Origin of the sequence: Chryseobacterium rhizoplanae, assembly GCF_900182655.1 — a bacterium.
GTDB classification, from domain to species: Bacteria; Bacteroidota; Bacteroidia; order Flavobacteriales; family Weeksellaceae; genus Chryseobacterium; species Chryseobacterium rhizoplanae.
In genome coordinates this window covers 18,138-41,312 of record NZ_FXTC01000009.1, presented here as the reverse complement: position 1 = coordinate 41,312, position 23,175 = coordinate 18,138, and the positions used below count along the sequence as shown (strand labels likewise).

General features: G+C 37.1%; 17 protein-coding genes. 10 read left to right on the top strand and 7 right to left on the bottom strand.

What is annotated here, in order from left to right; genetic code table 11:
- Positions 1–15: 15 nt before the first annotated feature.
- From FN817_RS17830 to FN817_RS17800, 7 genes are all read left to right on the top strand, one after another.
- A complete protein-coding gene (locus FN817_RS17830; protein WP_002976316.1) occupies positions 16–783 on the top strand; it encodes a succinate dehydrogenase/fumarate reductase iron-sulfur subunit in 768 nt (255 codons plus the stop codon).
- A 306-nt stretch (positions 784–1,089) separates the two neighbouring features.
- Positions 1,090–2,622: a TlpA family protein disulfide reductase gene (locus tag FN817_RS17825; RefSeq protein ID WP_142719118.1), complete on the top strand. Its 1,533-nt coding sequence runs from the start codon at positions 1,090–1,092 to the stop codon at positions 2,620–2,622.
- A gap of 107 nt (positions 2,623–2,729) precedes the next feature.
- Entirely contained in the window at positions 2,730–4,142 is a 1,413-nt protein-coding gene (gene rlmD / locus FN817_RS17820) for a 23S rRNA (uracil(1939)-C(5))-methyltransferase RlmD (RefSeq protein ID WP_142719117.1), read from the top strand.
- A gap of 30 nt (positions 4,143–4,172) precedes the next feature.
- Positions 4,173–4,649, top strand: a complete 477-nt coding sequence (locus tag FN817_RS17815) for a DUF6452 family protein (protein WP_142719116.1) — start codon at positions 4,173–4,175, stop codon at positions 4,647–4,649.
- Positions 4,615–5,280, top strand: coding sequence for a DUF6048 family protein (locus FN817_RS17810; protein ID WP_142719115.1), 666 nt, complete (start codon positions 4,615–4,617; stop codon positions 5,278–5,280). The genes FN817_RS17815 and FN817_RS17810 overlap by 35 nt, the downstream gene beginning before the upstream one ends.
- Before the next feature lie 180 nt (positions 5,281–5,460).
- On the top strand, positions 5,461–8,493 hold the full coding sequence (locus tag FN817_RS17805) for a reprolysin-like metallopeptidase (RefSeq protein ID WP_142719114.1): 3,033 nt from the start codon (positions 5,461–5,463) through the stop codon (positions 8,491–8,493).
- A gap of 167 nt (positions 8,494–8,660) precedes the next feature.
- On the top strand, positions 8,661–13,091 hold the full coding sequence (locus FN817_RS17800) for a GEVED domain-containing protein (protein ID WP_142719113.1): 4,431 nt from the start codon (positions 8,661–8,663) through the stop codon (positions 13,089–13,091).
- Between the two features lie 137 nt (positions 13,092–13,228).
- Here the strand turns inward: FN817_RS17800 and coaE are convergent, their stop codons facing one another.
- Genes coaE through ruvB form a run of 4 tightly spaced genes read right to left on the bottom strand, consistent with a single transcriptional unit; the run spans position 13,229 to position 16,429 of the window.
- Positions 13,229–13,858, bottom strand: coding sequence for a dephospho-CoA kinase (gene coaE, locus FN817_RS17795; protein WP_142719112.1), 630 nt, complete (start codon positions 13,856–13,858; stop codon positions 13,229–13,231).
- A 9-nt stretch (positions 13,859–13,867) separates the two neighbouring features.
- Positions 13,868–14,734 (bottom strand): MBL fold metallo-hydrolase, encoded by an 867-nt coding sequence (locus FN817_RS17790; protein ID WP_142719111.1) that lies wholly within the window; start codon positions 14,732–14,734, stop codon positions 13,868–13,870.
- A 13-nt stretch (positions 14,735–14,747) separates the two neighbouring features.
- A complete protein-coding gene (locus FN817_RS17785; protein ID WP_142719110.1) occupies positions 14,748–15,359 on the bottom strand; it encodes an FMN-binding negative transcriptional regulator in 612 nt (203 codons plus the stop codon).
- A 47-nt stretch (positions 15,360–15,406) separates the two neighbouring features.
- The gene (gene ruvB / locus FN817_RS17780) at positions 15,407–16,429 is read right to left on the bottom strand and encodes a Holliday junction branch migration DNA helicase RuvB (protein WP_142719109.1); all 1,023 of its coding nucleotides are present in this window, start codon (positions 16,427–16,429) and stop codon (positions 15,407–15,409) included.
- A gap of 259 nt (positions 16,430–16,688) precedes the next feature.
- On the opposite strand from ruvB, the gene hutI reads away from it, so the two are divergent.
- The 3 genes from hutI (at position 16,689) to FN817_RS17765 (ending at position 20,347) form a co-directional block, all read left to right on the top strand.
- A complete protein-coding gene (hutI, locus tag FN817_RS17775; protein WP_142719108.1) occupies positions 16,689–17,912 on the top strand; it encodes an imidazolonepropionase in 1,224 nt (407 codons plus the stop codon).
- An 85-nt stretch (positions 17,913–17,997) separates the two neighbouring features.
- Positions 17,998–18,918, top strand: coding sequence for a formimidoylglutamase (gene hutG / locus FN817_RS17770; protein WP_142719107.1), 921 nt, complete (start codon positions 17,998–18,000; stop codon positions 18,916–18,918).
- A 136-nt stretch (positions 18,919–19,054) separates the two neighbouring features.
- Positions 19,055–20,347: an aldehyde dehydrogenase family protein gene (locus FN817_RS17765; RefSeq protein ID WP_142719106.1), complete on the top strand. Its 1,293-nt coding sequence runs from the start codon at positions 19,055–19,057 to the stop codon at positions 20,345–20,347.
- 166 nt (positions 20,348–20,513) lie between these two features.
- Here FN817_RS17765 and pyk read toward each other — a convergent pair whose 3' ends face one another.
- The 3 genes from pyk to rnc are packed head-to-tail and all read right to left on the bottom strand — an operon-like array spanning position 20,514 to position 23,167.
- Entirely contained in the window at positions 20,514–21,959 is a 1,446-nt protein-coding gene (gene pyk, locus FN817_RS17760; protein WP_142719105.1) for a pyruvate kinase, read from the bottom strand.
- The gene (locus FN817_RS17755; protein WP_142719104.1) at positions 21,952–22,425 is read right to left on the bottom strand and encodes an IPExxxVDY family protein; all 474 of its coding nucleotides are present in this window, start codon (positions 22,423–22,425) and stop codon (positions 21,952–21,954) included. The genes pyk and FN817_RS17755 overlap by 8 nt, the downstream gene beginning before the upstream one ends.
- Positions 22,403–23,167 carry a ribonuclease III gene (rnc, locus tag FN817_RS17750; RefSeq protein ID WP_047425149.1) on the bottom strand — a complete coding sequence of 255 codons (765 nt, stop codon included), beginning with the start codon at positions 23,165–23,167 and terminating at the stop codon, positions 22,403–22,405. Before rnc ends, FN817_RS17755 begins: the two co-directional genes overlap by 23 nt.
- Positions 23,168–23,175 lie beyond the last annotated feature (8 nt).

The following is a 23,175-nucleotide window of genomic DNA, read 5'->3' as shown; positions in this document are numbered from 1 at the left end:
CTAAAATATAACATTATGAGTGCAAAAAAAGGCTTACATCTTACGCTGAAAATTTGGAGACAAAAAAATAGTAAAACTAAAGGTCAGTTTGAGACCTACAAAATATCAGATGTATCTACAGATTCTTCATTTTTGGAGATGCTGGATATCCTGAACGAAAATTTAATTAACGAAGGAAAAGAACCTATCGCTTTTGACCACGACTGTCGTGAAGGAATCTGCGGAATGTGTTCCCTTTACATCAATGGTAGAGCTCACGGGCCGGATACAGGTATCACTACCTGCCAGCTTCACATGAGAATGTTCAAAGATGGAGAGACTATCGTTATTGAACCTTGGAGAAGTGCCGCTTTCCCTGTTATCAAAGACTTGATGGTAGACAGAAGCGCATTTGACAGAGTAATGGCAGCAGGAGGTTTCATTTCTGTGAATACTTCTGGAAATACATTGGATGCTAACGCAATTCCGGTTCCGAAAGAAGATGCAGACAGAGCAATGGATGCCGCTGCTTGTATTGGATGTGGAGCTTGTGTGGCGACATGTAAAAACGGATCTGCTATGCTGTTTGTAGGAGCGAAAGTTTCTCAGTATGCATTACTTCCTCAAGGTAGAGTAGAAGCTAAGAGAAGAGTTCTGAACATGGTGAAAGCTATGGACGAAGAAGGATTCGGTAACTGTTCAAACACCGGCGCATGTGAAGTAGAATGTCCTAAAGGTATTTCTCTTGAAAACATCGCAAGAATGAACAGAGAATACATGGCTGCTCTTGTAGATCAAGGATAGAATTGATTCAAATACATAAAAATCGCCTTCATTTTTGGAGGCGATTTTTTTATGAATAGCATTACCCTGTTAAAGTTTGTTAACTTATTGATGGATTTTAGTCATTCTTTATTTAATAAGTATATATTTGGAGGGTATTTGAATCTTTTTTTTAACTTTCAAATACAGTTTGCTATTCCAAAAGAGATGGATAAAATAACCAGAAATGTCCCTTTTGAACAGCAGGAATAAAATTTTCAAAAAAAATAATTAGTGTGAATTAGCAAGCCCTAAAAAGCGTATTTTTGTGTAATATTAAAAATTGAAATGAAAAAATATCTTTTATTGTTTATCATCACAGCTTTTGTGATGTCTTGTTCAAAAAAAGTAGAAGTAAAAGGAAAAATTACTGGAAGCTCACCGCTAGAAAGAATCGAATTTGTGGAAGCTTCAGGAGTAGGAACCCTGCCTTTGATTAATATTGGTTTAGATAAAGACGGAAACTTTTCAGGAAGTTTTGATGCTCCTAAGGACGGTATGTACGTCATCAACTATGCGGGCAGACAAAGCCTAATCTATCTTGAAGGAGGACAAAAAGTGAATATTTCAGGAAACGGAGCTACTTTCCCAAATGAATTTGTGGTTACCGGAGATGCCAAGAAGAATAATGATTTTCTTACAGCAAGTCAAAAGTTCTTAGCTGAGTACGGTACTAAAGTTAATATAGGTGCTTTGATGGGTGGAGATGAAGCTGCATTCTTGAAAGGGATGCATAAAATTGAAGCGGATATTAATAAAAATGTAGATGATCTTGCTAAGAAAAACAATCCTAGTAAAGCACTTTTGGATTGGAAGAAAAATGACGTAAAAGTTACCATTCTTAATTTGCTTGCCAACTACGAAATGTCTCACGGGCCAATGTCCGGAAATCCATCTTACAAAGCTTCTAAAGCATTAAAGGATTACGAAACTCAGCTGGAAACAGATAAAGATGTGATGGTGAAAACAATCCCTCTTTACAGACAATATCTTCTTGTAAAAATGACGCCTGATTTCCAGAAGTATGCAGAAGCAAACAGCAAAGGAAAAACAGGAATTACAACTTCTGAGATGTTTGCTCAGTACCTAAAAACGAAGAAAGATTTATCTCAGACTGCAAAAGACTACCTTTTGGCATTTGTAATGGCTCAGGCGGATATTCATCCTACAACTCCGGCTGCAAACATTGACAAAATCAAAAAGATCATTGATTCAGATATTAAAGATGCTACCATTAAAAGTGACCTGTTAAAAATGCAGGTAGCTATTACAGGACTTAAAATAGGAGATGCCGCTCCGGACGCAGCTTTAGCAAAACAAGATGGAAAAGCTTATAAACTTTCTGAAAACAAAGGAAAACCTTATATGTTATTTTTCTATGCTTCATGGAACCCTTATATCAGTGAAGCTACGGTACCTGTATTAAAAGAAGTGGTAAACTTCTATAAATCTAAAATGAATTTTGTATTCGTAAACGTAGATGATACAAACGATCAGTTTATTAAAACCAGTAATTCTCTTTTAAAAGGAGTTCAGGGAGTAAATGTGTATGGAGAAGGAGGTCTGAACTCTGATATTGCCAAGAAATATGGAGTATACGGATTCAAATTACCTTGCTTTGTGATCATTGATAAAGATGGTAAAATTGCCAGCAGATCATTTGTAAATCTTGGTGAGCAGGAATTGGTAACTATTCTGGATAAGCAGACTGGTCTTTCAGCTCCAAAGGCAGAACCAAATATGCAGATGCAGCCACAATTACAGCTTGATCCTTCTGCAGCTCAACAGCCAGCAAATCCACAGCCGGCTCCAACAAAATAATAAACTTTAACACAGTATAGAAACCTTATCTTCGGATAAGGTTTTTTTTATTGTATTTTTGCAAACTGAAACGTATAGTTTCAATTAGGAAAATAGAAAATTTTAGAATGAGTAGGAAGAAAAAAAGAGATCTGATTCTTGAAAATATAAAGCTATTGACTGCCGGAGCAAAAGGCGTTGCAATAGGAAAGACAGAAGAAGGAAAGGCTGTGATGGTAACAGGCGCCATTCCCGGTGATATTGTCAATGTAAGAGTGAAAAAGGCAAAGTCAAAATATTATGAAGGGGAAGCAGTTGAAGTACTTGAAAAATCACCTTACAGAGTTGATCCTAAATGTATTCATTTCGGGACTTGTGGAGGTTGCAAGTGGCAGAACATGAGCTATGAAAAACAGCTTGATTTTAAACAGGAAGAAGTATATAATAATATTAAAAGAATCGGCGGAATTGATGACTTTGAGACAATGCCAATTCTGGGTGCTGAAGAACAGTATTTTTATAGAAATAAAATGGAGTTTTCTTTCTCCAATGCGAGATGGCTTACTCAATATGAAATCAGCTCAGAAGAGAACTTCGGAAGTAAGGATGCTTTAGGATTTCATATTCCTGGAATGTGGAGCAAAATTCTTGATTTGAAAGAATGTTTCCTTCAGGAAGATCCTTCCAATGCAATCAGACTCGCTGTAAAAGAATATGGAGTAAATACCGGGTTGGATTTCTTTGATGTAAGAAACCAGGAAGGTTTTTTAAGAACCTTAATGATGAGACAAAACTCCAGAGGAGAATGGATGGTTCTTTTCCAGCTTTACAGAGAAGAAAAAGAAAACAGAGAGAAACTTTTTGAATTCTTATTAGAAAAATTCCCTCAGATTAAAACATTGGTATATGCTATTAATCCTAAGCAGAATGATTCTATCTATGATTTAAATATCAACGTATATTTTGGAGAAGGTTATCTGATGGAAGAAATGGATGGATTGAAATTTAAAATCGGACCAAAATCATTCTTCCAGACCAACTACAAACAAGCATTAGAGTTATACAGAAAAACATTAGAATTTGCTGATCTGAAAGGGGATGAAGTAGTGTATGACCTTTATACAGGAACAGGAACAATTGCACAGTATGTAGCGAGAAATGCAAAGCAGGTAATCGGAATAGAATCTGTGCAGGAAGCCATAGACGCAGCTATAGAACATGCTGAATTGAATGGTTTAACGAATACAACTTTCTATTGTGGAGATATGAAAAATGTCTTTAATGACGAGTTTTTAGAAAATCATCCAAAAGCAGATGTTTTGATTACAGACCCACCAAGAGACGGAATGCACCAGAAGGTTGTAGAACAGATCTTAAAACTTTCACCTGAAAAAGTAGTTTATGTAAGTTGTAACTCAGCAACACAGGCAAGAGACCTTGCTTTGATGAAAGAGCATTATACTTTAGTGAAGATTTTACCGGTAGATATGTTCCCGCAAACACACCATGTTGAGAACATCGCGCTGTTGATTAAAAAATAATTTATTTAAATTTGAATTTCAAATCTTAATATGAAATACTTTAAATTTCTCATAGCGATCTGCTTTTTAGGGATGCTTTTTTCCTGCGGGGGAGATGATGATATTTGTGAAAGCGGAGAAGGAACTCCCAGAATGAAGGTAGCTTTCAGATCACTTTCTACCGGAAAAGAGACGACACTTGATACACTCTATGTAGCGGTAGATTACGGAGCCGGAAAAGTAGATCTGGGGAAAGTTGCAAAAATTGATTCCAGATTAATTCCTCTACGGGTAGACAACTCACCTTATACTGACGTTTATTTTAAACTTACATCTAAGGGGGCGGAATCTAAAGTAAGGATTAATTACAGTACAAGATCAACGTATGTTTCTCCCGGATGCGGAATCAAAAAATCTTACGAGAATTTAAGTTCAGAATTAGTAACACCGAATCCTGTTCAAAAGGTGGAAATCGGGCAAAATCAAATAGAGAATGAAGACAAGACTAATCTTTACCTTTCTTTTTAGTTTATTTGGAGTAATAAGCTGGGCACAGGACAAAAAAAAGGAAGAAGAAAAGAAGGTTCAGGAGAAATATGAACCCAATTTTATGGTTGGCCTTGATGTATTGAATACCGGAGCCGGATTCTTTTCTGACAGAAAACTGTATCAGGGATTTATTTCGTCAAAGATAAAAGGAAATCTCCATGCTATTGCTGAAGCAGGTTTTGAAAAGAATGTGTACCAGAAGAATGGTTATGATGCAAAAGCAAGCGGTCCTTTCGTGAAGTTGGGCGCATTCTATATGCTGGCAAAAGATGCAGAGAATGAATTCAACGGATTTTATGCCGGGGGAAAAGCTGCCGGATCATTTTATAATCAGGAATATATGGCAATTCCTGTTCGTGGATTTGGAGGAAGCAATTCTTCTGAAGCCTTTCCTTCTTCATCACAGTCATCTTTTTGGCTGGAAGGAACACTAGGGGGCAGGGTGCAATTATTTAATTCCAATTTCTATATCGATGTGAATCTTCAGCCAAGATATATGGTGTATACTTCCAAGCAGGATGATATTTCTCCAATGATTGTTCCGGGCTTCGGAAGAAGTTCTTCAAAATTTAATATGGGATTTGCATGGAATATTGCCTATAAGTTTTAGAAATAGTATTTCTTAGCATTTAAAATATATAAAATACAAACTTTAGTTGAGTCTAAAGTTTGTATTTTTTTTAATAGATATGGATGATGAATGTATTATGTTGAAAAATATTAACTTATTTTATCCATAAGATTTATAAAATAGCTATATTTGGCGGAAATTATAATTGTGTTTTAATTTATGAAAAGAGTATTTACTGCTTTAATGTTTACTTTTATAGGAGGAGCCGTGTTCGGTCAATGGACGCCAACTTCCTTTAAAAAAGGAGACGATAACAAAAGAAGTACAGGATTTAGAGTAGATCAATCCAATGTAAGAGGTAACGGGTACTATAAATTAGACCTGAACTTACTGAGATCTCAGCTGAAGAATGCACAGGAAATGGGTACAAATGCCACTCCTGTAGTAATTTCTCTTCCCACTATGAGCGGGAAGATTGAAAGATTTAATGTATACAGTTTTCCAGTAGTTGTAAAGGAACTGGCGGACAAGTATGAATTAGGATCTTATGTTGGAACAAGTGTAGAAGACCCTACCAAGTATTTAAGATTCAGTATTGCTCCTAATGATTTTCAGTCGATGATCATCCATGGAGATAAATATGAATTTATTGACCCGGCTTCTGCAGATAAAACAGTGTATGCCGTTCATCCTAAAACTAAAAAGGATAAAAATGGATTCTTATGTTCTACAGAAGAATCTCCTGTTGCTAAAAAGGAAATAGATGAATTATTAAAAAACGGGCAATCATTCTCAAATCAGACTACAACTTTCAACAAGAGTTCTGATAAGAAATACAGAACAATGAGATTGGCTATGTCTGTTACCGGTGAGTATACGCAATACTTTATGGGACTTGCTGGTGTACCTGCTACAGCTACGGATGATCAGAAAAGAGCTCCGGCACTTGTTGCAATCAATAATACTTTAACAAGAGTAAACGGAGTTTTTGAGAAAGATTTTGCATTGCATTTGAATTTGCAGAATTTTCCAGCTGTAATTTATATTGATCCGGCTACAGATCCATATTCTGCTGCTGCAACGGGAGCAGGTGGAGCTTGGAACACACAGTTACAAACAGCTTTGACAGCTAATGTAGGAAATGCCAACTATGATATCGGACACTTGTTCGGTAAATCAGGAGGTGGAGGAAATGCAGGATGTATCGGATGTGTATGTATCAATCCTACCACTACAGTTCCTAAAGGAAAAGGTTCAGGATTTACTTCTCCAGCGAATGGAATTCCATCAGGAGATAGTTTTGATATCGACTATGTAGCCCATGAGATGGGTCACCAGTTAGGAGCTAATCATACTTTCTCTCATAATCTTGAAGGAAGTGGAGTAAATATGGAACCTGGTTCTGGAACTACTATTATGGGATATGCCGGTATTACTGGTCCTGATACAGATGTTCAGGCTAATTCTGATCCTTATTTCCATAAAGCAAGTATCGGTCAGGTACAAGCGAACTTAATTGCAAAAACTTGTGACGTAGAAACTACAATTACCAATAACCCACCGGTAATTGCTGATCTGCCAACATATACTATACCAAAAGGGACTGCTTTTGCCTTGACGGGTAGTGCTACAGATCCTGAAAATGACCCAATGACTTATTCTTGGGAAGAGGTAGATGATGCCTTAGTTTCTATTGATAAATATAACTTAGGAAACACAACATCAGGAGCTTCATTCAGATCTGCTGCTCCAAACGCAAGCCCAACAAGATATTTCCCGAAATTTACGTCTGTAATGAACGGAGTATTAAATAATGCAAACAATACTTGGGAGGCAGTATCTACTACGGCAAGAACTACAAATTTTGCATTAACGGTAAGAGATAATAATTCCAATGTAGCTCAACAGCAATCTGCTTTTAAAGTTCAGACTATTGTTGTAGGAGATAATGGCCCTTTCAGATTAGCTAACCAATATGCCGATGTGAATACTCCAACTCCAGTTCAATGGATTGTTGCCAATACCAATGCAGCTCCCTATAATGTTGCTAATGTAAAAATTGATTACACTACAGATAACGGAACAACCTGGACGGTATTATCAGCATCAACACCTAATGACGGATCTGAAAACTTCACTTTCCCTTCTTCATTGAACGGTCAGACAATTAAAGTAAGAGTTTCTTCAATAGGAAATGTTTTCTATGCGGTAGGACCTGTAAGTATTGCACCTCTATCTGCTTGTAGCAGTGCTGCTCCAACTAATGTTGTTGTAAGCAACATTACAGTGTCTTCAGGGAGTGTATCCTGGATGTCTTATACTGGTGCAACTTATAAAGTACGTTACAGAAAAGTAGGTACAACTGTATGGACTGAAGCTGATACAGCAGTTCCTTCAATCAACTTAAGTAACTTAATTGATGGTACAACGTATGAAGTTCAGGTAGCTTTAGTTTGTGGTACTACAGTAGGAACATATTCTGCATCCGTAAACTTCAGTACACCTGCACTTGCTTACTGTGCTGCTGCTTCAACAAGTTCAGACTATGAGTATATTGCCAATGTGACACTTGCGAATGTAAATAACACTTCTGTAAATAGTACATATACAAACTATACAACAAATACAGCACTTCAGATTAACCTAACAAAAGGGAATGTTTACCCTATGTCTGTTACCGTAGGGAACTCCGGTAGTGCTGATTATGATACGGTAGCTGCATTTATAGACTTTAATAAGGATGGAGTTTTCAGTGATTCAGAAAGAGTATTGAATTATCCTGTAACATTAACGCAGCCATCAACTGTAGTAAGCGGAAACGTTACAATTCCAGCGAATGCAGTAGAAGGACAGCCATTAAGAATGAGAGTTGTAGCATTCTATGTAGGTGCTGGAACTGGAGGAGGTAACATTGGTTTATCATTACCTTCAGATTATGTTTGTGGAGAACTTTTTGATGGTGAAGTTGAAGATTACAACGTAGTTATTACTGGAACCCTTGCTACTTCTGAAACTGCTGTTAAAAATAATGGTATTCAGATTTATCCAAACCCGGTAAGTGATGTTCTAAATGTTACTAAAGTTTCAGATAAAGCTACTTATAAAATCTATAGTGCTGCTGGACAATTAGTAGATAGAGGAAATATCAATAATGGAAAAGTGAATGTTTCAGCTTTAGTTAAAGGTGGTTATATAATTACAATAGATGATAAAGGAATTGAGCAATTCAAATCTAAATTCATCAAAAAATAAAGATAACCTTTAAATATTAGTAAATCCCCGGGCTGTCCCGGGGATTTCTTTATTTAAAGCATAAGTGGATATATTATTATGTTTTTACAAAAAAAACCTAAATGCACCTATAAATTAATAACAAAAAATGATTAGATTTGTATGATTAATATTATAATGAAAACATTATGAAGAAATTCTTTACCTCTTTAATTCTGTTTCTCTGTTTGATTTGTACAGGCTTTGTATCCAAAGTCTCGGCTCAGGCAGGACAGATCGGGACAGGAACGGGTACCTCAGTGTATCTCCCCATACGTTCCTATTATGGGTATAGTTATTCCCAGCAGATTTATACTGCTGCGGAGCTTACGACTGCCATAGGTACGTCGAACTATATCACGGCTGTAAAGTTTTATTCCACCACAGTTTCAACATCTCAGGATGTATATAAGGACTGGGTGGTATATATGGGAAACACAACCCAGAATAACTTTGCAACCACTACAAGCTGGGTTCCATTAAATTCTTTAACCCAGGTTTTCGCCGGAACTTTACCTAACCTAACAAATGGGAACTGGGTAACTCTTCAATTGGCTACTCCGTTTTTGTGGAACGGAACAGACAATCTTGTGATTGCTGTAAATGAAAAAACTCCAGGTTATTCGTCTTCGCCAGGTACAGCTTGGGGATCTTATAATGCAGGAGCAAACAGAGGGATGATCTATTATGAAGATTCTACAAACCCAGATCCTGCAGCACCTCCTGCTGCAAAAGACAGGCTTGCAGATATCCCTAGAATACAGTTGGAAAGCCATCCGCTGCCAGCTTGTTCAACAGCTCCTCCTACCAATATTACAGTTTCAAACCTGACAACAGCTACAGCTAATGTAGGCTGGTACCTTTCCGCAGGAGCTACGTACGTTGTACGATACAGACCTGTAGCAGGAGGACCTTGGGTGACAATTAACGTAACAACACCTATGGTAGGAAATCAGATCATTACCGGATTAACAGAACAAACCCAGTATGAAGTTCAGGTAGCTACTATATGTGGGGGGACTCAGGGAGCATTTTCTTCCAGCGTAAACTTTACAACTCCGGCACTTAGTTATTGTAATTCAGCTGCTACAAGTACTTTTATTGATGGATATATAAGCCAGGTTTCAGTTAATGCGCAAGGAGCTCCTTCAATGACAAGTAATTCTAATCAAAGTGGTTATACAGATTACAGTACAGATCCTACAAGATTAGTTACTTTGGTAAGAGGTGGTACTGCTACTGTTTCTGTAGCAAAAACATGGCCGGGTTATCAATATAGCTTCTTAACAGGAGTTTGGATTGACTTTAACCGTAATGGTGTTTTTGAAGCATCTGAAAGAGTATTGACTTCTCCAAGTAATACAACAACGCCGGTTACAGCCACATTCAATATACCAAATGCAGCAGGGGGTGCATATACCGGAAACCTTACTACCAGAATGCGTGTTGTAATGAATGAGTATAGTCCTATTAATGCTTGTGGAACATATTCTTATGGTGAGACTGAAGATTATGCCGTTAAACTTATCGATTTATCAGCATGTACTACAGCTCCACCTTCTGATATTCAGGTAAACAATGTAACACCTTCTTCAGCTAACGTTACTTGGACATCAACTACAGGTGCTACTTATATCGTAAGATACAGAGTTTCTCCTTCCGGTGCATGGCAGCAGATTCCTGTAAATACACCTTTGGTGAGTAACCAAATGCTTACAGGCCTGTTAGAACAAACAGCATATGAAGTTCAGGTAGCTACTATCTGTGGAGGTACTACAGGTGCATTCTCTCCGAGTGTAAACTTTACTACTCCAGCACTTACTTATTGTACAGCAGGTCCTACAAGTAACACTGCTACTAGTGGATATATTAACAATGTAACTGTTACTCCTACGAATACTCCTATTATGGTGAGTAATTCAGGATCAGATAACTATAAAGATTATACACCAGACCCTACAAGAGTTATTATTTTTGAAAGAGGTTCTGCAAATAATAAAATTTCTGTGAATAAATACTGGCCGGGTTCTCCTACATCTTATGGAGTTTCAGCTTGGGTTGACTTTAACAGAAACGGAACATTTGAAACAAGTGAGAGAATTCTCAATACAACTTATAATACTACTACTCCGGTAACGGCAACTTTTGCTGTACCTACAGTAGCGAGTGGAAATGTATATACAGGAAATCTTCCTACCCGTATGCGTGTTGTAATGAGATATTTTGATAATGCTACCCCTTGTGGAACATTTAGTCAGGGAGAAGTAGAAGATTATGCAGTGAAATTTGTAGATTCTCAACCATGTTCAACAGCTCCTCCAACGAATATTACAGTAAACAATATTGGTGCAACTACTGCAACAGTATCATGGGTTGCAACTGTAGGAGCTACTTATAATATCAGATGGAGAACTACTCCTGGAGGTGTTTGGCAGACGGCTACTGTGCCAGCGGGTCAAAACTTCTATGGAATTACTGGTCTTAGTGAGCAGACGAATTATGAAGTTCAGGTTTCTACAACATGTGGAGGTTCTACAGGAGCTTACTCATCATCAGTTACGTTTACAACTCCACCGTTGTCTTACTGCCAGATGACAGGTACCGGAACGAATGACCATATTTCGAATGTAACAGTTACCTCTTCGAACCTTGGAGTTCCTCCAATGAACAATACTTCAGTACAGACTAATTATACAAGCTACACAACACCTGAGACTCTTATTACTTTAGATGTTAACTCTCAAAATAATAAAATCTCTGTAGCTAAAGGTTGGACTGGAGCAACAGGAAACGATGCTGTAACAGCATGGATTGATTTTGACAGAGACGGACTGTTTACAGATGCTGAGAGAATTTTAATTTCTCCGGCTAATACAACTACTCCTGTTACTGCTACGTTTACCGTTCCTTCAACATCTTATACAGGTCCACTGACGACTACAATGAGAGTTGTACTAAAACGTACAAGTGCTCCTGTAATGTGTCAGAATGCTGTAGATGGAGAAGTGGAAGACTACAGAGTAAGAATCAGACCTTGTAGCAATGCAACTCCAAACTCACCTACATTTACTACTACTCATACAACAGCTACTGTTACAATTACAGGAGCAGGAGTAAGTTATGTAGTAAGATACAGAGCTCAGGGAACAACAGCATGGACATCAGTATATGCTTCCACACAATTAGGAAACCTTCCATTGTTAATTAGTGGGTTAACTCCTGCTACTACTTACGAAGTTGAAGTTGCAGCAATTTGTGGAGATGTTGTTGGTACAGCTACTCCAATCAAGACGTTCACAACAAGATGTGATCCTACTCCTCCGAATGTGACGGTAACTAACATTACTCCAACAACAGCATTGATTACTTGGGCTCCACTTGCAGCAAGCTCTACGTATACAATGAGATGGAGAAAAGTAGGTACTACTACATGGAATATTATCAGTTTACCGGCTGCTCCTGCAAATACTTATGTTTTAGGAAGTGTAACTCCATTAGAGCCATTCACTACTTACGAAGTACAGATTGCTAATATGTGTAACGGTGAAACAACTCTGAATCCATATTCTAACCCTAAAGTATTTACAACAGAAAGAATCTGTGAAATTCCGCCTCCGGGATTAACAATCACTCAATTGCTTCCTACATCGGCAGCAATCCAGTGGGATCCTTTCCCGGGAGCAACATATGTTCTTAGATATAGAAAAGTAGGTATTCCAAGCTGGACAGAAGTGCCATCATTAGTTAACAACCTTGTATTAACAGGTCTTACAGAATTAACAAAATATGAAATGCAGGTTGTCAATATCTGTAACGGTACACCAGGAAATTATACTCCTCCATATTACTTCACAACTCCTACAGTAATTTACTGTCAGATGCATTCAGGAAGTTCTGTAGGTGAGCATATTTCTAAAGTTACTGTGAAGCCTACCGGTAAGAAAACAATGGAGAATGAATCAGGAGCATCAACGTATACAGATTATACAGGAGTTCCTAAAACATTCATCGAAATGATCCAGGGGTCAACAGACAATGAGATCATCATTGAGAAAAAATGGACTGGAAATACTTATAACGAAGGAATCGCGGTTTGGATCGACTTCAACAGAAATGGTGAATTTGACATCAATGAAAGAGTGTTAAGCTCTCCACCAAATACAGACAGTCCTATCTCAGGTAAATTCAATGTACCGGCAGATGCGTTTGTAAGTATGACAGATTACAAATATGTTGTAATGAGAGTAGCAATGTCAAGAGATGGTATTCCTGTAAACTGTGCAAGCTTCAAAGACGGAGAAGTAGAGGATTACACAGTAAGAATCTCTAAACCGATTGTTGCTAATCCAATTGATCAGACAAGTATTATGATTTATCCTAACCCGGTAAGCTCAATATTGTTTGTGAAAAATATCAGCAAGAGAGCTAAATATAAGATCTACAATGCTGCCGGACAGGTAATCGGAGATGGTATCTTACTAAACAACCAAATCAACGTAAGCAGATTGATTAACGGTGTTTATGTAATTGATATCGATGATAACGGTAAAACTGTTCAGAAGAAATTTATCAAAGAATAAATAAGCTAAATTTCAAATAGAATAAGCCTCCAGAAATGGGGGCTTATTTTTTATAAAAACATCTTAATGGAAATAATTCCTAAGAAATTTTGTTTGCATAAAAAAACTCGTTAGAAAAGTTCCTAACGAGTTCTTATTTATTCAATACTGAAAATTACTTTTTCAGTCTGTTCTTTTAATTCTTCCAGATTGGTATTGTTGTAGATAATACAATCTGCCATTTTAATTTTATCCCTTTCAGGCATCTGCTTTTCCATGACAGCCTCTACCTCACGGTATGTTTTGTTATCTCTGTCCATTACTCTTTTAGCTCTGATATTATCCTCAGCCGTTACCAAAAGAGATTTATAACATTGCCTGTTCAGTTTTAGTTCAAACAATAATGCAGTTTCTTTGAAGACCAAATATTTACTTTGCTTCTTTACCCAGTTTTCAAAATCAATTCGTACAGCCGGGTGTATAATTTCATTCAATTGCTGAAGCAGATCATTATTATTAAAAACTTTACTGGCAACAAATTTTCTGTCATATAATCCTTGCTCATCATAAGAGTCTTCACCAAGAAGTTCCTTGATCTTTATTTTCAGATCTTCACTCTCATTGACAATTGCTTTTGCCCTGTCATCGGAATAATAAACCGGAAAGCCGAATTCCTCTATAAAGTGTGCTACTGTAGTTTTTCCAGAACCGATTCCGCCTGTTAAACCTATGATCTTAGGTGCTGGTTCCGGTTCCGCCTGTTGTGTTTCTGAATGTAGTTCTTCCATGATTTAAAATTAATATCCAAAAACATCATTAAAGGTGAAAGTCTCATCAAGTCTTACTCCCTTGTCGGTCATTTTAAGACTTGCCAGCTCATTATGAGCATCATGTTCAAAGAATAATAGATATTCGTTATCTACACACTGCTTTAGGAATTTACCTTTCTCTTCCAATGTTAAAAGAGGTCTGGTATCATAGCCCATTACATATACCTGGTTGATATGTCCTGCTGTTGGAATAAGATCTGCCGCAAAAACAACTGTTTTTTCCTGATACTGAATTACAGGAAGCATCTGCTTTTCCGTATGTCCGTCTACAAAGATGACATCCATCTTCAGATCCGGAGCAAAACCGTAATTTCCGGTAGTAGGAAGCGGTAAAAAATTAAGCTGGCCGCTTTCCTGTATCGGCATAATATTTTCCTTCAGGAAGCTTGCTTTTTCTCTTGCATTAGGTTCTGTTGCCCATTGCCAGTGATTTTCATTAGTCCAGAAGTTGGCATTTTTGAAAGCCGGTCTGTATCCGGTTCTGTCATCATTCCACTCTATTGCACCACCACAGTGGTCGAAGTGAAGGTGGGTAAGGAATACATCTGTAATATCTTCCTTTATAAAACCGTATTTCTTTAGATTTTTATCAAGAGTATCATCTCCCCAAAGAGAATAGTGCCCGAAAAATTTATCATCCTGTTTGTTACCGAGACCGCAGTCTACCAGGATTAGTTTTTTTCCGTCTTCAATAAGCAGGGAACGTGTTCCCAGTTCGATTAAGTTTTTTTCGTCTGCCGGGTTTGTCTTTTCCCACAGACTCTTCGGGACGACTCCGAACATAGCACCGCCGTCCAGTTTAAATTTTCCACATTGTATTGGATATAACTTCATATGTATATTTTGATTATTTTTTTATTGCTTTCATTTTCTCCGCAATCTTTCTTGCGTTATCATCAGAACCCTCAAGATGAGTGATAATATTATCATAATCAGCTTCTTTTCTGTTCTGGGAAAGTTTTTGCTTGATAAATATTTCGTCAGGAATTATTTTAATGCCAAAAGCACCTTTCATTTCCTTTTCCACAAACTCTTTTCCCATATCCTTCACCATCATCGGACATTGCTGAAATTTTTCATATTTGGACGTTAATTTGTCCAAATGAGCGTAAAGCTCGTCATCATTCATCAGTTCAATTTTTCCGTAAATCTGCACTGCTTCATAATTCCAGGTAGAAACATTAATATGATCATACCAGCTGCTGGAAATATAAGTGTGAGCTCCTAAAAAATCACAAAGAACTTCATCTCCGTTTTTCAAGGTTTTCGCTTGTGGATTAGCTCTCGAAATATGAGTTTCAATATAAGCATTTTCAGGATCATCTTCATTTAACATCATCATAGCATGGGTTGCCCGGATTTTGTCAACAGAAGAAATCAGTAAAGCAAAAGAATTTTCTTTGATGATCTCCCTCATCAAATGGTAATCTTCACTCCTGTATAATTTTGGTATAAACATAAACTAAACTCTCATTAACCTTAAACTTTAAACTCAAAACTTTGAACTTAAAATAACTCTCCCGGATTTTTAGGTCTTGTAATATTTAAATGTTTGTAAGCTTTGTCAGTAACTTCTCTTCCTCTCGGGGTTCTGATAATAAATCCTTCCTGGATCAAAAACGGTTCATAAACTTCTTCCAGTGTTTCAGGATTTTCAGCAATAGATGTGGCCAAAGCAGAAATACCAACAGGTTTTCCTTTAAAATTTTCAATCATAACGCGCATGATCTTATTATCCATTTCATCCAATCCAAATTCATCTACATTCAAAGAGTTCAGCGCATATTTTGTAATATTGATCTCAATTTCACCATTCCCTTTGATCTCCGCGAAATCACGTACCCTTCTCAATAATGCATTGGCAATCCTTGGTGTTCCACGGCTTCTTCTTGCAATTTCTATCGCTGCATCTTCGTAAATAACAACTCCCAAAACTCTTGCACTTCTCTGAATAATCATTGACAAAAGTTCAATAGAATAATATTCCAGCCTGCTTTGAATCCCGAATCGGGCAAGCATAGGTTTGGTAAGCATTCCACTTCGTGTTGTGGCTCCTACTAAAGTAAAAGGATTCAGCCCGATCTGCACACTTCTGGCATTAGGACCTGTTTCCAGCATGATGTCAATCTTATAATCTTCCATTGCAGAATACAGATATTCCTCTACAACAGGAGAAAGACGGTGAATTTCATCAATGAAAAGAACATCATTTTCTTCCAGATTGGTCAATAAACCGGCTAAACTTCCAGGTTTATCCAATACAGGCCCTGAAGTAATCTTACAGTTTACTCCAAGTTCATTGGCAATAATATTGGCTAAAGTAGTTTTACCAAGTCCTGGCGGACCATGCAATAAAACATGATCTAATGCTCCGCCACGTCTTTTTGCAGCGGTAACAAAAACTTCAAGGTTCTCCAGCGTTTTTCTCTGCCCCGCAAAATCTTTAAAGCTCTGGGGACGGATCTGTTCTTCCTGCATCAGCTCCTCGCGTGAGTAGTTTTCCTTATCTGGATGTAAAAAATCTGGCATTAATTCATTTCATTTACCTCAAAGATAGCAAATTTAGACTAAGGTTGAAGGGCAGATTGAGAAAAGGTTAAGATTGACACCTGGTTTAGGCTAAGGTGAAAAATGAGAACAGCTAAGATTTAAATAATTGGGATATTTTAAGTATTTTTGAGAGGAGAAATTATTGATAAAAATTATTGAAATTTTGATTGTTTAGAAGGCAAATATCGATGATAAATGAATCGGCCTCAATCTGAACATTAGCATTAACTTTAAACTAATGAAATTAATAGGACCATTTAAGCAGGTGGTAACGCTTGCTGACTTACCAATAAGAGGAAAAATTTCCGATGAACAACTTGAAATTATTGTAGACGGGGGAATTGTAGTAGATCAGAATACCATTCAGAAAGTTGGAAATTTTGAAACATTAAAAACAGAAAATCCTACCATACAAATTGAACAGATCGAGGGAGAACAGATTGTTCTTCCTGCTTTTGTAGATTCACACACCCATATCTGTTTCGGTGGAAACAGGGCTAATGATTTTGCCATGCGTAATGCAGGGAAAACCTATCTGGAAATCGCAGAAAGCGGCGGTGGAATCTGGAGTTCTGTACAACATACAAGAAATGCATCTGAAGAAGAATTGCTGAAAACTTTAGTAGAAAGAATCAACTTTTTGGTTGATTTAGGAATTACTACTATTGAAGTCAAGAGCGGATACGGACTGGATGTAGTAAACGAGCTGAAGATGCTTAGAATCATTAAAAAAGCACAGAGTGAAACAAAAGCTACTTTGGTTCCTACCTGTCTTTCGGCTCATTTAAAGCCCAGAGACTTTGAAGGAAGCAATCCTGAATATCTTAACTATATCATTACCGAAATTTTACCAAAAGTAAAAGAAGAGGAATTGGCAAATAGAGTAGATATTTTCATAGAAAAATCTGCATTCCAGCCTGAAGAGAGTAAAGATTTCTTACTTAAAGCAAAAGCATTAGGTTTTGAAATTACCGTTCATGCAGATCAGTTTACCCCAGGGAGCTCAAGAATTGCAGTAGAGGTGGGTGCAGCATCTGCAGACCATTTAGAAGCAACTATTGATGAGGATATCGAGTTTTTAGCTAAGTCTGATACCGTAGCAACAGCACTTCCCGGAGCAAGCTTAGGGTTAGGAGAAAAATTTACACCCGCAAGAAAACTATTAGATGCAGGAGCTATTGTTGCCATTGCAAGTGATTGGAATCCTGGATCAGCACCAATGGGAAATTTAATTACCCAGGCTTCTATCTTAGCAACATTCCAGAAACTAACAACTGCTGAAGTGCTGGCAGGAATGACTTTCCGTGCAGCTTACGCGCTTAATCTGGAAGATAGAGGACAACTGGAAACAGGGAAAAAAGCAGATTTTGTTACTTTCAAAACCAATAACTTCCAGAATGTGCTCTATAATCAGGGAAGCTTAAAGGCTGAACTTGTTTATATTGATGGGAATAAGAATTAAATTATAAATTAACCATACTTTGTCATTCAACGAGTAGATTTAATATCAGCTAATTGAATACATACAATAGGCAAATGACTGAATAATGAGTAATATTTGGCAAGGCAGATTGGACGGAGAAGAACTTCTCCATCACAGAATATTTCAAAGAGTAAAGGAAGAACGCAATTACGATAATATAGCAACAGATGACTTTGTACTGCATGGTTTTGCTGTAGATGAAGGGGTAAGGCGAAACAAAGGCCGTCAGGGAGCTAAGGATGCCCCTGATGTGATCAGAAAAAACATGTCCAATTTTCCGGTGATTCTTCCTGACTTTTCAATGCTGGATTTTGGGAATATCACCTGTGATGATGGTAATCTGGAAAATACACAGAACAGTCTTGCCAAAAATGTTTCAAAAGTACTTTTAAAAGGTGGGAAATCCCTTGTGCTGGGTGGAGGCCATGAAGTTACATATGCCCATTATTTAGGAATTAAAACCGCTTTTCCGGAGCAGAAAATAGGGATTATTAATCTTGATGCCCATTTTGATAACAGACAGCCGGAAAAAGGAGTAGGGGCGAGCTCTGGTACCGGATTCTGGCAGATTGCCCAGGAAGGTCCTATCAACTCTTTGCATATTGGGATTCAAAGAAATTCCAATACGTTGAAGCTTTTTGATACCGCTCATCAGCACGGAATGAAGTATATTCTGGCAGATGAATTGTTTTTTGAAAATCTTCCATCCATCTATCAGCGTATTGATGAATTATTGGACACTGTAGATTATGCCTATCTTACGATTTGTATGGACGTCTTTAATGCATCAGTCGCTCCCGGAGTTTCGGCTGCAGCGTACAATGGAATCTTTGCGGATCATACGTTTATGCATTTTTACAGGCATATCTTAAAAAATAAAAAATTGGTTGCAATGGATGTGGCGGAAGTTAATCCTTCTTTTGATATCCAGGACCGAACAGCAAGACTGGCAGCATGTCTTGTAAATGAATGGCTAATGATTTAAGATAAAGTTATATTCTTCCGATAGAGAAAATCATTATTTTATTGACCCTTAAGGAATGGAATTTGCTAATTTCACCGTGCTTTTAAAACAAAAGCGCTCATAAATTCATTAGCTGAATTTAAAACAGATTTATATTATGGAACAATTAATTGAAAGCAAGCTTATTAAAGCAAATAAAGCGTTTTCAGTGTGGAGAAAAGTGCCGTTTGAGGAAAGGCAGAAGTTAATTGCAAAAGCAGCAGAAATTTTAAAGAATAATTCAGAGAGATTTGGTAAAATAATTACTACAGAAATGAATAAGCCCATTTCAGAATCAATAGCTGAAGTGGAAAAGTGTGCCTTAATGATGAATTATTATGCCGCTGCTGATAATATTTTAAAGCCTGAAAAAGTAGAATCTGAATTTGCTTATTCCGAAGTTCATTATGCCCCGAAAGGAGTTATTTTGGGAGTAATGCCGTGGAATTTTCCTTTCTGGCAGGTATTGAGATTTGCTACTCCTGCAATTTTAGCCGGAAATACAATAGTTTTAAAGCATGCTTCAATTTGCTTTGGTAGCGGAAATGCCATTGAAGAAGTTCTTTTGGAAGCAGGTTTTCCGGAAGGTGTTTTCCAGAATCTTGAAGTGGGACATAAAGCAGTAAAGGAAATTCTTGAACATGATGCCGTAAGAGGGGTAAGCCTTACGGGAAGCGGAAAAGCTGGAGGAGAAGTAGCATCAATAGCTGGTTTAAATATCAAAAAATCTTTGCTTGAATTAGGGGGAAGTGATGCCTTTATCATTTTTGATGATGCGGATCTTGTAGCAGCAGCAAAAGCTGGAGTAAAATCCAGACTTCAAAACTGTGGACAAACCTGTACTGCGGCCAAAAGATTTATCATTGACGAAAAAATTGAAAATGAATTTCTCCCTGTATTCATTGAAGAATATAAAAAATATGAAATTGGAGATCCTTTAGATAAAGAAACCAAACTGGCAGGAATGGCAAGACCTGACCTGGCTGATGAGCTGGAAGCTCAATTCAACAGGGCATTGGAAAATGGTGCAGAAATTATTATTCCTTTGGAAAGAATTTCAGATAATGAATTTAAACCAGGTTTAATCAGAGTTCAGGAAGGAAATCCTATTTTAAAAGAAGAACTTTTCGGACCCCTGGGTATGGTGATGATTGCGAAAAATGATGAAGAAGCTTTACAGATGGCGAATGATATTCCTTTCGGGCTTTCCAATTCCGTATGGACTCAAGATAAAGACCGTCAGCTATTCTTCATTGAAAACCTTGAATCCGGAACTGTCAATATCAACAGAATGACGAGTTCTGATCCGCGTTTTCCGTTCGGAGGATCAAAAGCTTCAGGATATGGAACAGAGTTGTCTCTATTAGCTTTAAAAGAGTTCGTAACGGCAAAGACAATTGTAGGCAATTAAATATGTATTGATATCATTCCGAGGAATCGAGGAATCTCAGAGATTCTTCACTTCACTCCGTTTCGCTCAGAATGACAACATTACCACTTATAAAAATAAAAATTCCCGGAAATTAATTTCCGGGAATTTTTTATATGCTTTTGCAAAAAGTAATTTTGCTTATTGCTTATACTGTCGTCAATCTCAGTGTATTTGTTTTTCCACCTTCATATGATGGAGTAGCATTGATATTGATAACAAAGTCTCCTGATTCAATATACCCATAGTTATGCGTTAACATATTTACCTGGATGATTGTTTCATCAGTAGATTTCTTCATATCATAGTAATAGGCGTGAACACCCCAAAGAAGGTTCAGCATTGTTATTACTCTTCTGTTACCACTGTATACAATGATATGAGAATTTGGTCTGTGTGCTGCAAGCTGGAAAGCAGTATAACCAGAGTGGGTAAGCGTTACAATAGCAGAAACGTTTGTTGTTTTAGCGATTCTTACCGCGGCAAGACAAACCCTGTTTGTAATGAATCTTTCGTCTATACAGTTGTAATCTTTTTCGATAGGCTCATTCTTGTGTTGATAGAAATGAGTGGTTTCGATATTCTTTACAATTTTTGCCATGTTTTCTACAACCTGTACCGGATATCTACCTACAGAAGTTTCTCCTGAAAGCATTACGGCATCAGCTCCATCCAGTACTGAGTTGGCTACGTCATTTACTTCCGCTCTTGTTGGCGTTAAGCTGTTGATCATCGTTTCCATCATTTGGGTAGCAATGATTACTGGTTTAGAATAGAATCTTGCTTTTTCTACCAGATTTTTCTGGATCGCAGGAACTTCTTCCATTGGAACTTCCACTCCAAGGTCTCCACGGGCAACCATTAATCCGTCACATTCAACAAGGATTTCTTCAATATTTTTTACCCCTTCAGGCTTTTCAATCTTCGCAATAATAGGAGTCTTGAATTTACCATTCGGATGTGCTTTGATAAGCTCTTTCAAGTCAATAATATCCTGAGCATGACGAACAAATGATAAAGCAATCCAGTCAACTTCCATGTCAAGCATGAAATTAGCATCCTGAATATCCTTTTCTGTCAAAGCTGGAAGAGAAACATTTGTATTAGGCAGATTAACTCCTTTTTTAGAGCTTAACGGACCTCCTTGAATGGTTTTTGCTTTTACAGTATCCTTTTCATTGGTTTCAATAACTTCCAACATTAGTTTTCCATCATCAATAAGGATTCTTTCCCCTACCTTTACGTCTTGTGGAAACTGTTGGTAAGTCATGTATACCTTAGTGGAATCTCCCTCTATTTTTTCATTGGTGAAGGTAAGAATATCACCAGGATTCAGGTAAGAACCTTCCTTTACTACCCCTACTCTCAGTTTAGGACCCTGAAGGTCTCCCAGGATTCCCACTGAATAACCATACTCGCTGTTGAGCTCTCTAATTATTTCAATATTCTTTCGAACTAAGTCGTAATCTGCATGGGAAAAATTTATTCTGAAAATATCAACACCCGCTTTCATTAAATCTAACATTACCTCCTTCGATGATGAAGCTGGCCCTAGTGTTGCGATAATTTTTGTCTTCTTTAAATACTTATTCATAATACTGGATAATTTGATAAAGTTCTTCATCAGAACTCAGTGTATAATCTTGAATTGGAAACACAAGATTTTCAGGGAGCAAAATTACGGAAAAATCAGGAAACTGTTCCGAACTATGCAAAATATATTCTACATCTACCTGATTATTTAATAAAAATTTAATGTTTTCTTCTTCTGTAAAGAGTTCTGTCTGAACTTTTTTTTGCTTACTTTCAGAAGATTTATTGGAAATAAAGGTAAAACAGGTCCTGGAAAACTTGTGGTAGGCCTCAAATCTTGGAAAAAAATAATCATAATACCCTCCATGAAAGACAAGATCTTTTTTTCTTGAAAAACTGAGGTTGTTGGCTTGATTTATTTTGTAAAAAAACTCATGAGCAGGTACATCTTTTGCTAATCTTACCAATCCTATGGCAATATCTTCAAATTCTATATCATCAAGATCATAAAGTTTTTGAATTTCCAAGTATATTTTCTTTTTTATTTAAAATATAAAACGCCCTTTGTGCTGCTTTTTCCTCTGCTTTTTTCTTAGATGTCTCCGTTGCATTGGCAATTTTTCCATCACCCAGCCATACATGACATCGGAATACCACAGATTTATTAGCCTGTATTTCTTCACAGGTTTCGTACTTTATATTGACCTTCTTCTTTTGGCTCCATTCGAGCAGGAGGCCTTTATAGCTTACAATCTTATTTTCAAGTTTGTTGATTTCAGAAGGGGTCAGCAATTTTTCCAGAATAATCCTTTTACAGGTATCATAATGGAAGTCTAAATAAACGGCACCAATTAGAGCTTCGAATAAATTTCCGGAGATATTCTCGCCCAAAGCAGAAGAACTGTTTTGCTTTTGCAAAAGGTTGGTAAGCTTGAGGTCTTCGCCTAATTTATTGAGGTTTTTCCTATTAACAATCTTAGATTTCATCTGTGTCAGATAGCCCTCATTAGCTTGAGGATAGGTCTGGAACAAATGACAAGAAATAATTGTACCCAAAACAGAATCTCCCAAAAATTCAAGCCTTTCGTAGTTGCTGTCTTGATTTTTAGAAGAATTTTTTAAAGAAAAAGCCTCGCGGTAAAGAGCTATATTCTGTACCTCTGTACCTAAAACTTTTTTAAGCTCGGTACTGAGAAAATATTCTCTCTCCGTTAATTGTCTTTTTCTTTTTTTGAGAAGGAATTTAGAAAAGTATTTCTGTAACTCCATTCATTGAA

What these genes read in the sequence shown, in the direction of transcription:
- FN817_RS17830 (WP_002976316.1), top strand. Translation starts at nt 16, where the DNA reads ATGAGTGCAAAAAAAGGCTTACATCTTACGCTGAAAATTTGGAGACAA.
- FN817_RS17825 (WP_142719118.1), top strand. Translation starts at nt 1,090, where the DNA reads ATGAAAAAATATCTTTTATTGTTTATCATCACAGCTTTTGTGATGTCT.
- rlmD (WP_142719117.1), top strand. Translation starts at nt 2,730, where the DNA reads ATGAGTAGGAAGAAAAAAAGAGATCTGATTCTTGAAAATATAAAGCTA.
- FN817_RS17815 (WP_142719116.1), top strand. Translation starts at nt 4,173, where the DNA reads ATGAAATACTTTAAATTTCTCATAGCGATCTGCTTTTTAGGGATGCTT.
- FN817_RS17810 (WP_142719115.1), top strand. Translation starts at nt 4,615, where the DNA reads ATGAAGACAAGACTAATCTTTACCTTTCTTTTTAGTTTATTTGGAGTA.
- FN817_RS17805 (WP_142719114.1), top strand. Translation starts at nt 5,461, where the DNA reads ATGAAAAGAGTATTTACTGCTTTAATGTTTACTTTTATAGGAGGAGCC.
- FN817_RS17800 (WP_142719113.1), top strand. Translation starts at nt 8,661, where the DNA reads ATGAAGAAATTCTTTACCTCTTTAATTCTGTTTCTCTGTTTGATTTGT.
- coaE (WP_142719112.1), bottom strand. Translation starts at nt 13,858, where the DNA reads ATGGAAGAACTACATTCAGAAACACAACAGGCGGAACCGGAACCAGCA.
- FN817_RS17790 (WP_142719111.1), bottom strand. Translation starts at nt 14,734, where the DNA reads ATGAAGTTATATCCAATACAATGTGGAAAATTTAAACTGGACGGCGGT.
- FN817_RS17785 (WP_142719110.1), bottom strand. Translation starts at nt 15,359, where the DNA reads ATGTTTATACCAAAATTATACAGGAGTGAAGATTACCATTTGATGAGG.
- ruvB (WP_142719109.1), bottom strand. Translation starts at nt 16,429, where the DNA reads ATGCCAGATTTTTTACATCCAGATAAGGAAAACTACTCACGCGAGGAG.
- hutI (WP_142719108.1), top strand. Translation starts at nt 16,689, where the DNA reads ATGAAATTAATAGGACCATTTAAGCAGGTGGTAACGCTTGCTGACTTA.
- hutG (WP_142719107.1), top strand. Translation starts at nt 17,998, where the DNA reads ATGAGTAATATTTGGCAAGGCAGATTGGACGGAGAAGAACTTCTCCAT.
- FN817_RS17765 (WP_142719106.1), top strand. Translation starts at nt 19,055, where the DNA reads ATGGAACAATTAATTGAAAGCAAGCTTATTAAAGCAAATAAAGCGTTT.
- pyk (WP_142719105.1), bottom strand. Translation starts at nt 21,959, where the DNA reads ATGAATAAGTATTTAAAGAAGACAAAAATTATCGCAACACTAGGGCCA.
- rnc (WP_047425149.1), bottom strand. Translation starts at nt 23,167, where the DNA reads ATGGAGTTACAGAAATACTTTTCTAAATTCCTTCTCAAAAAAAGAAAA.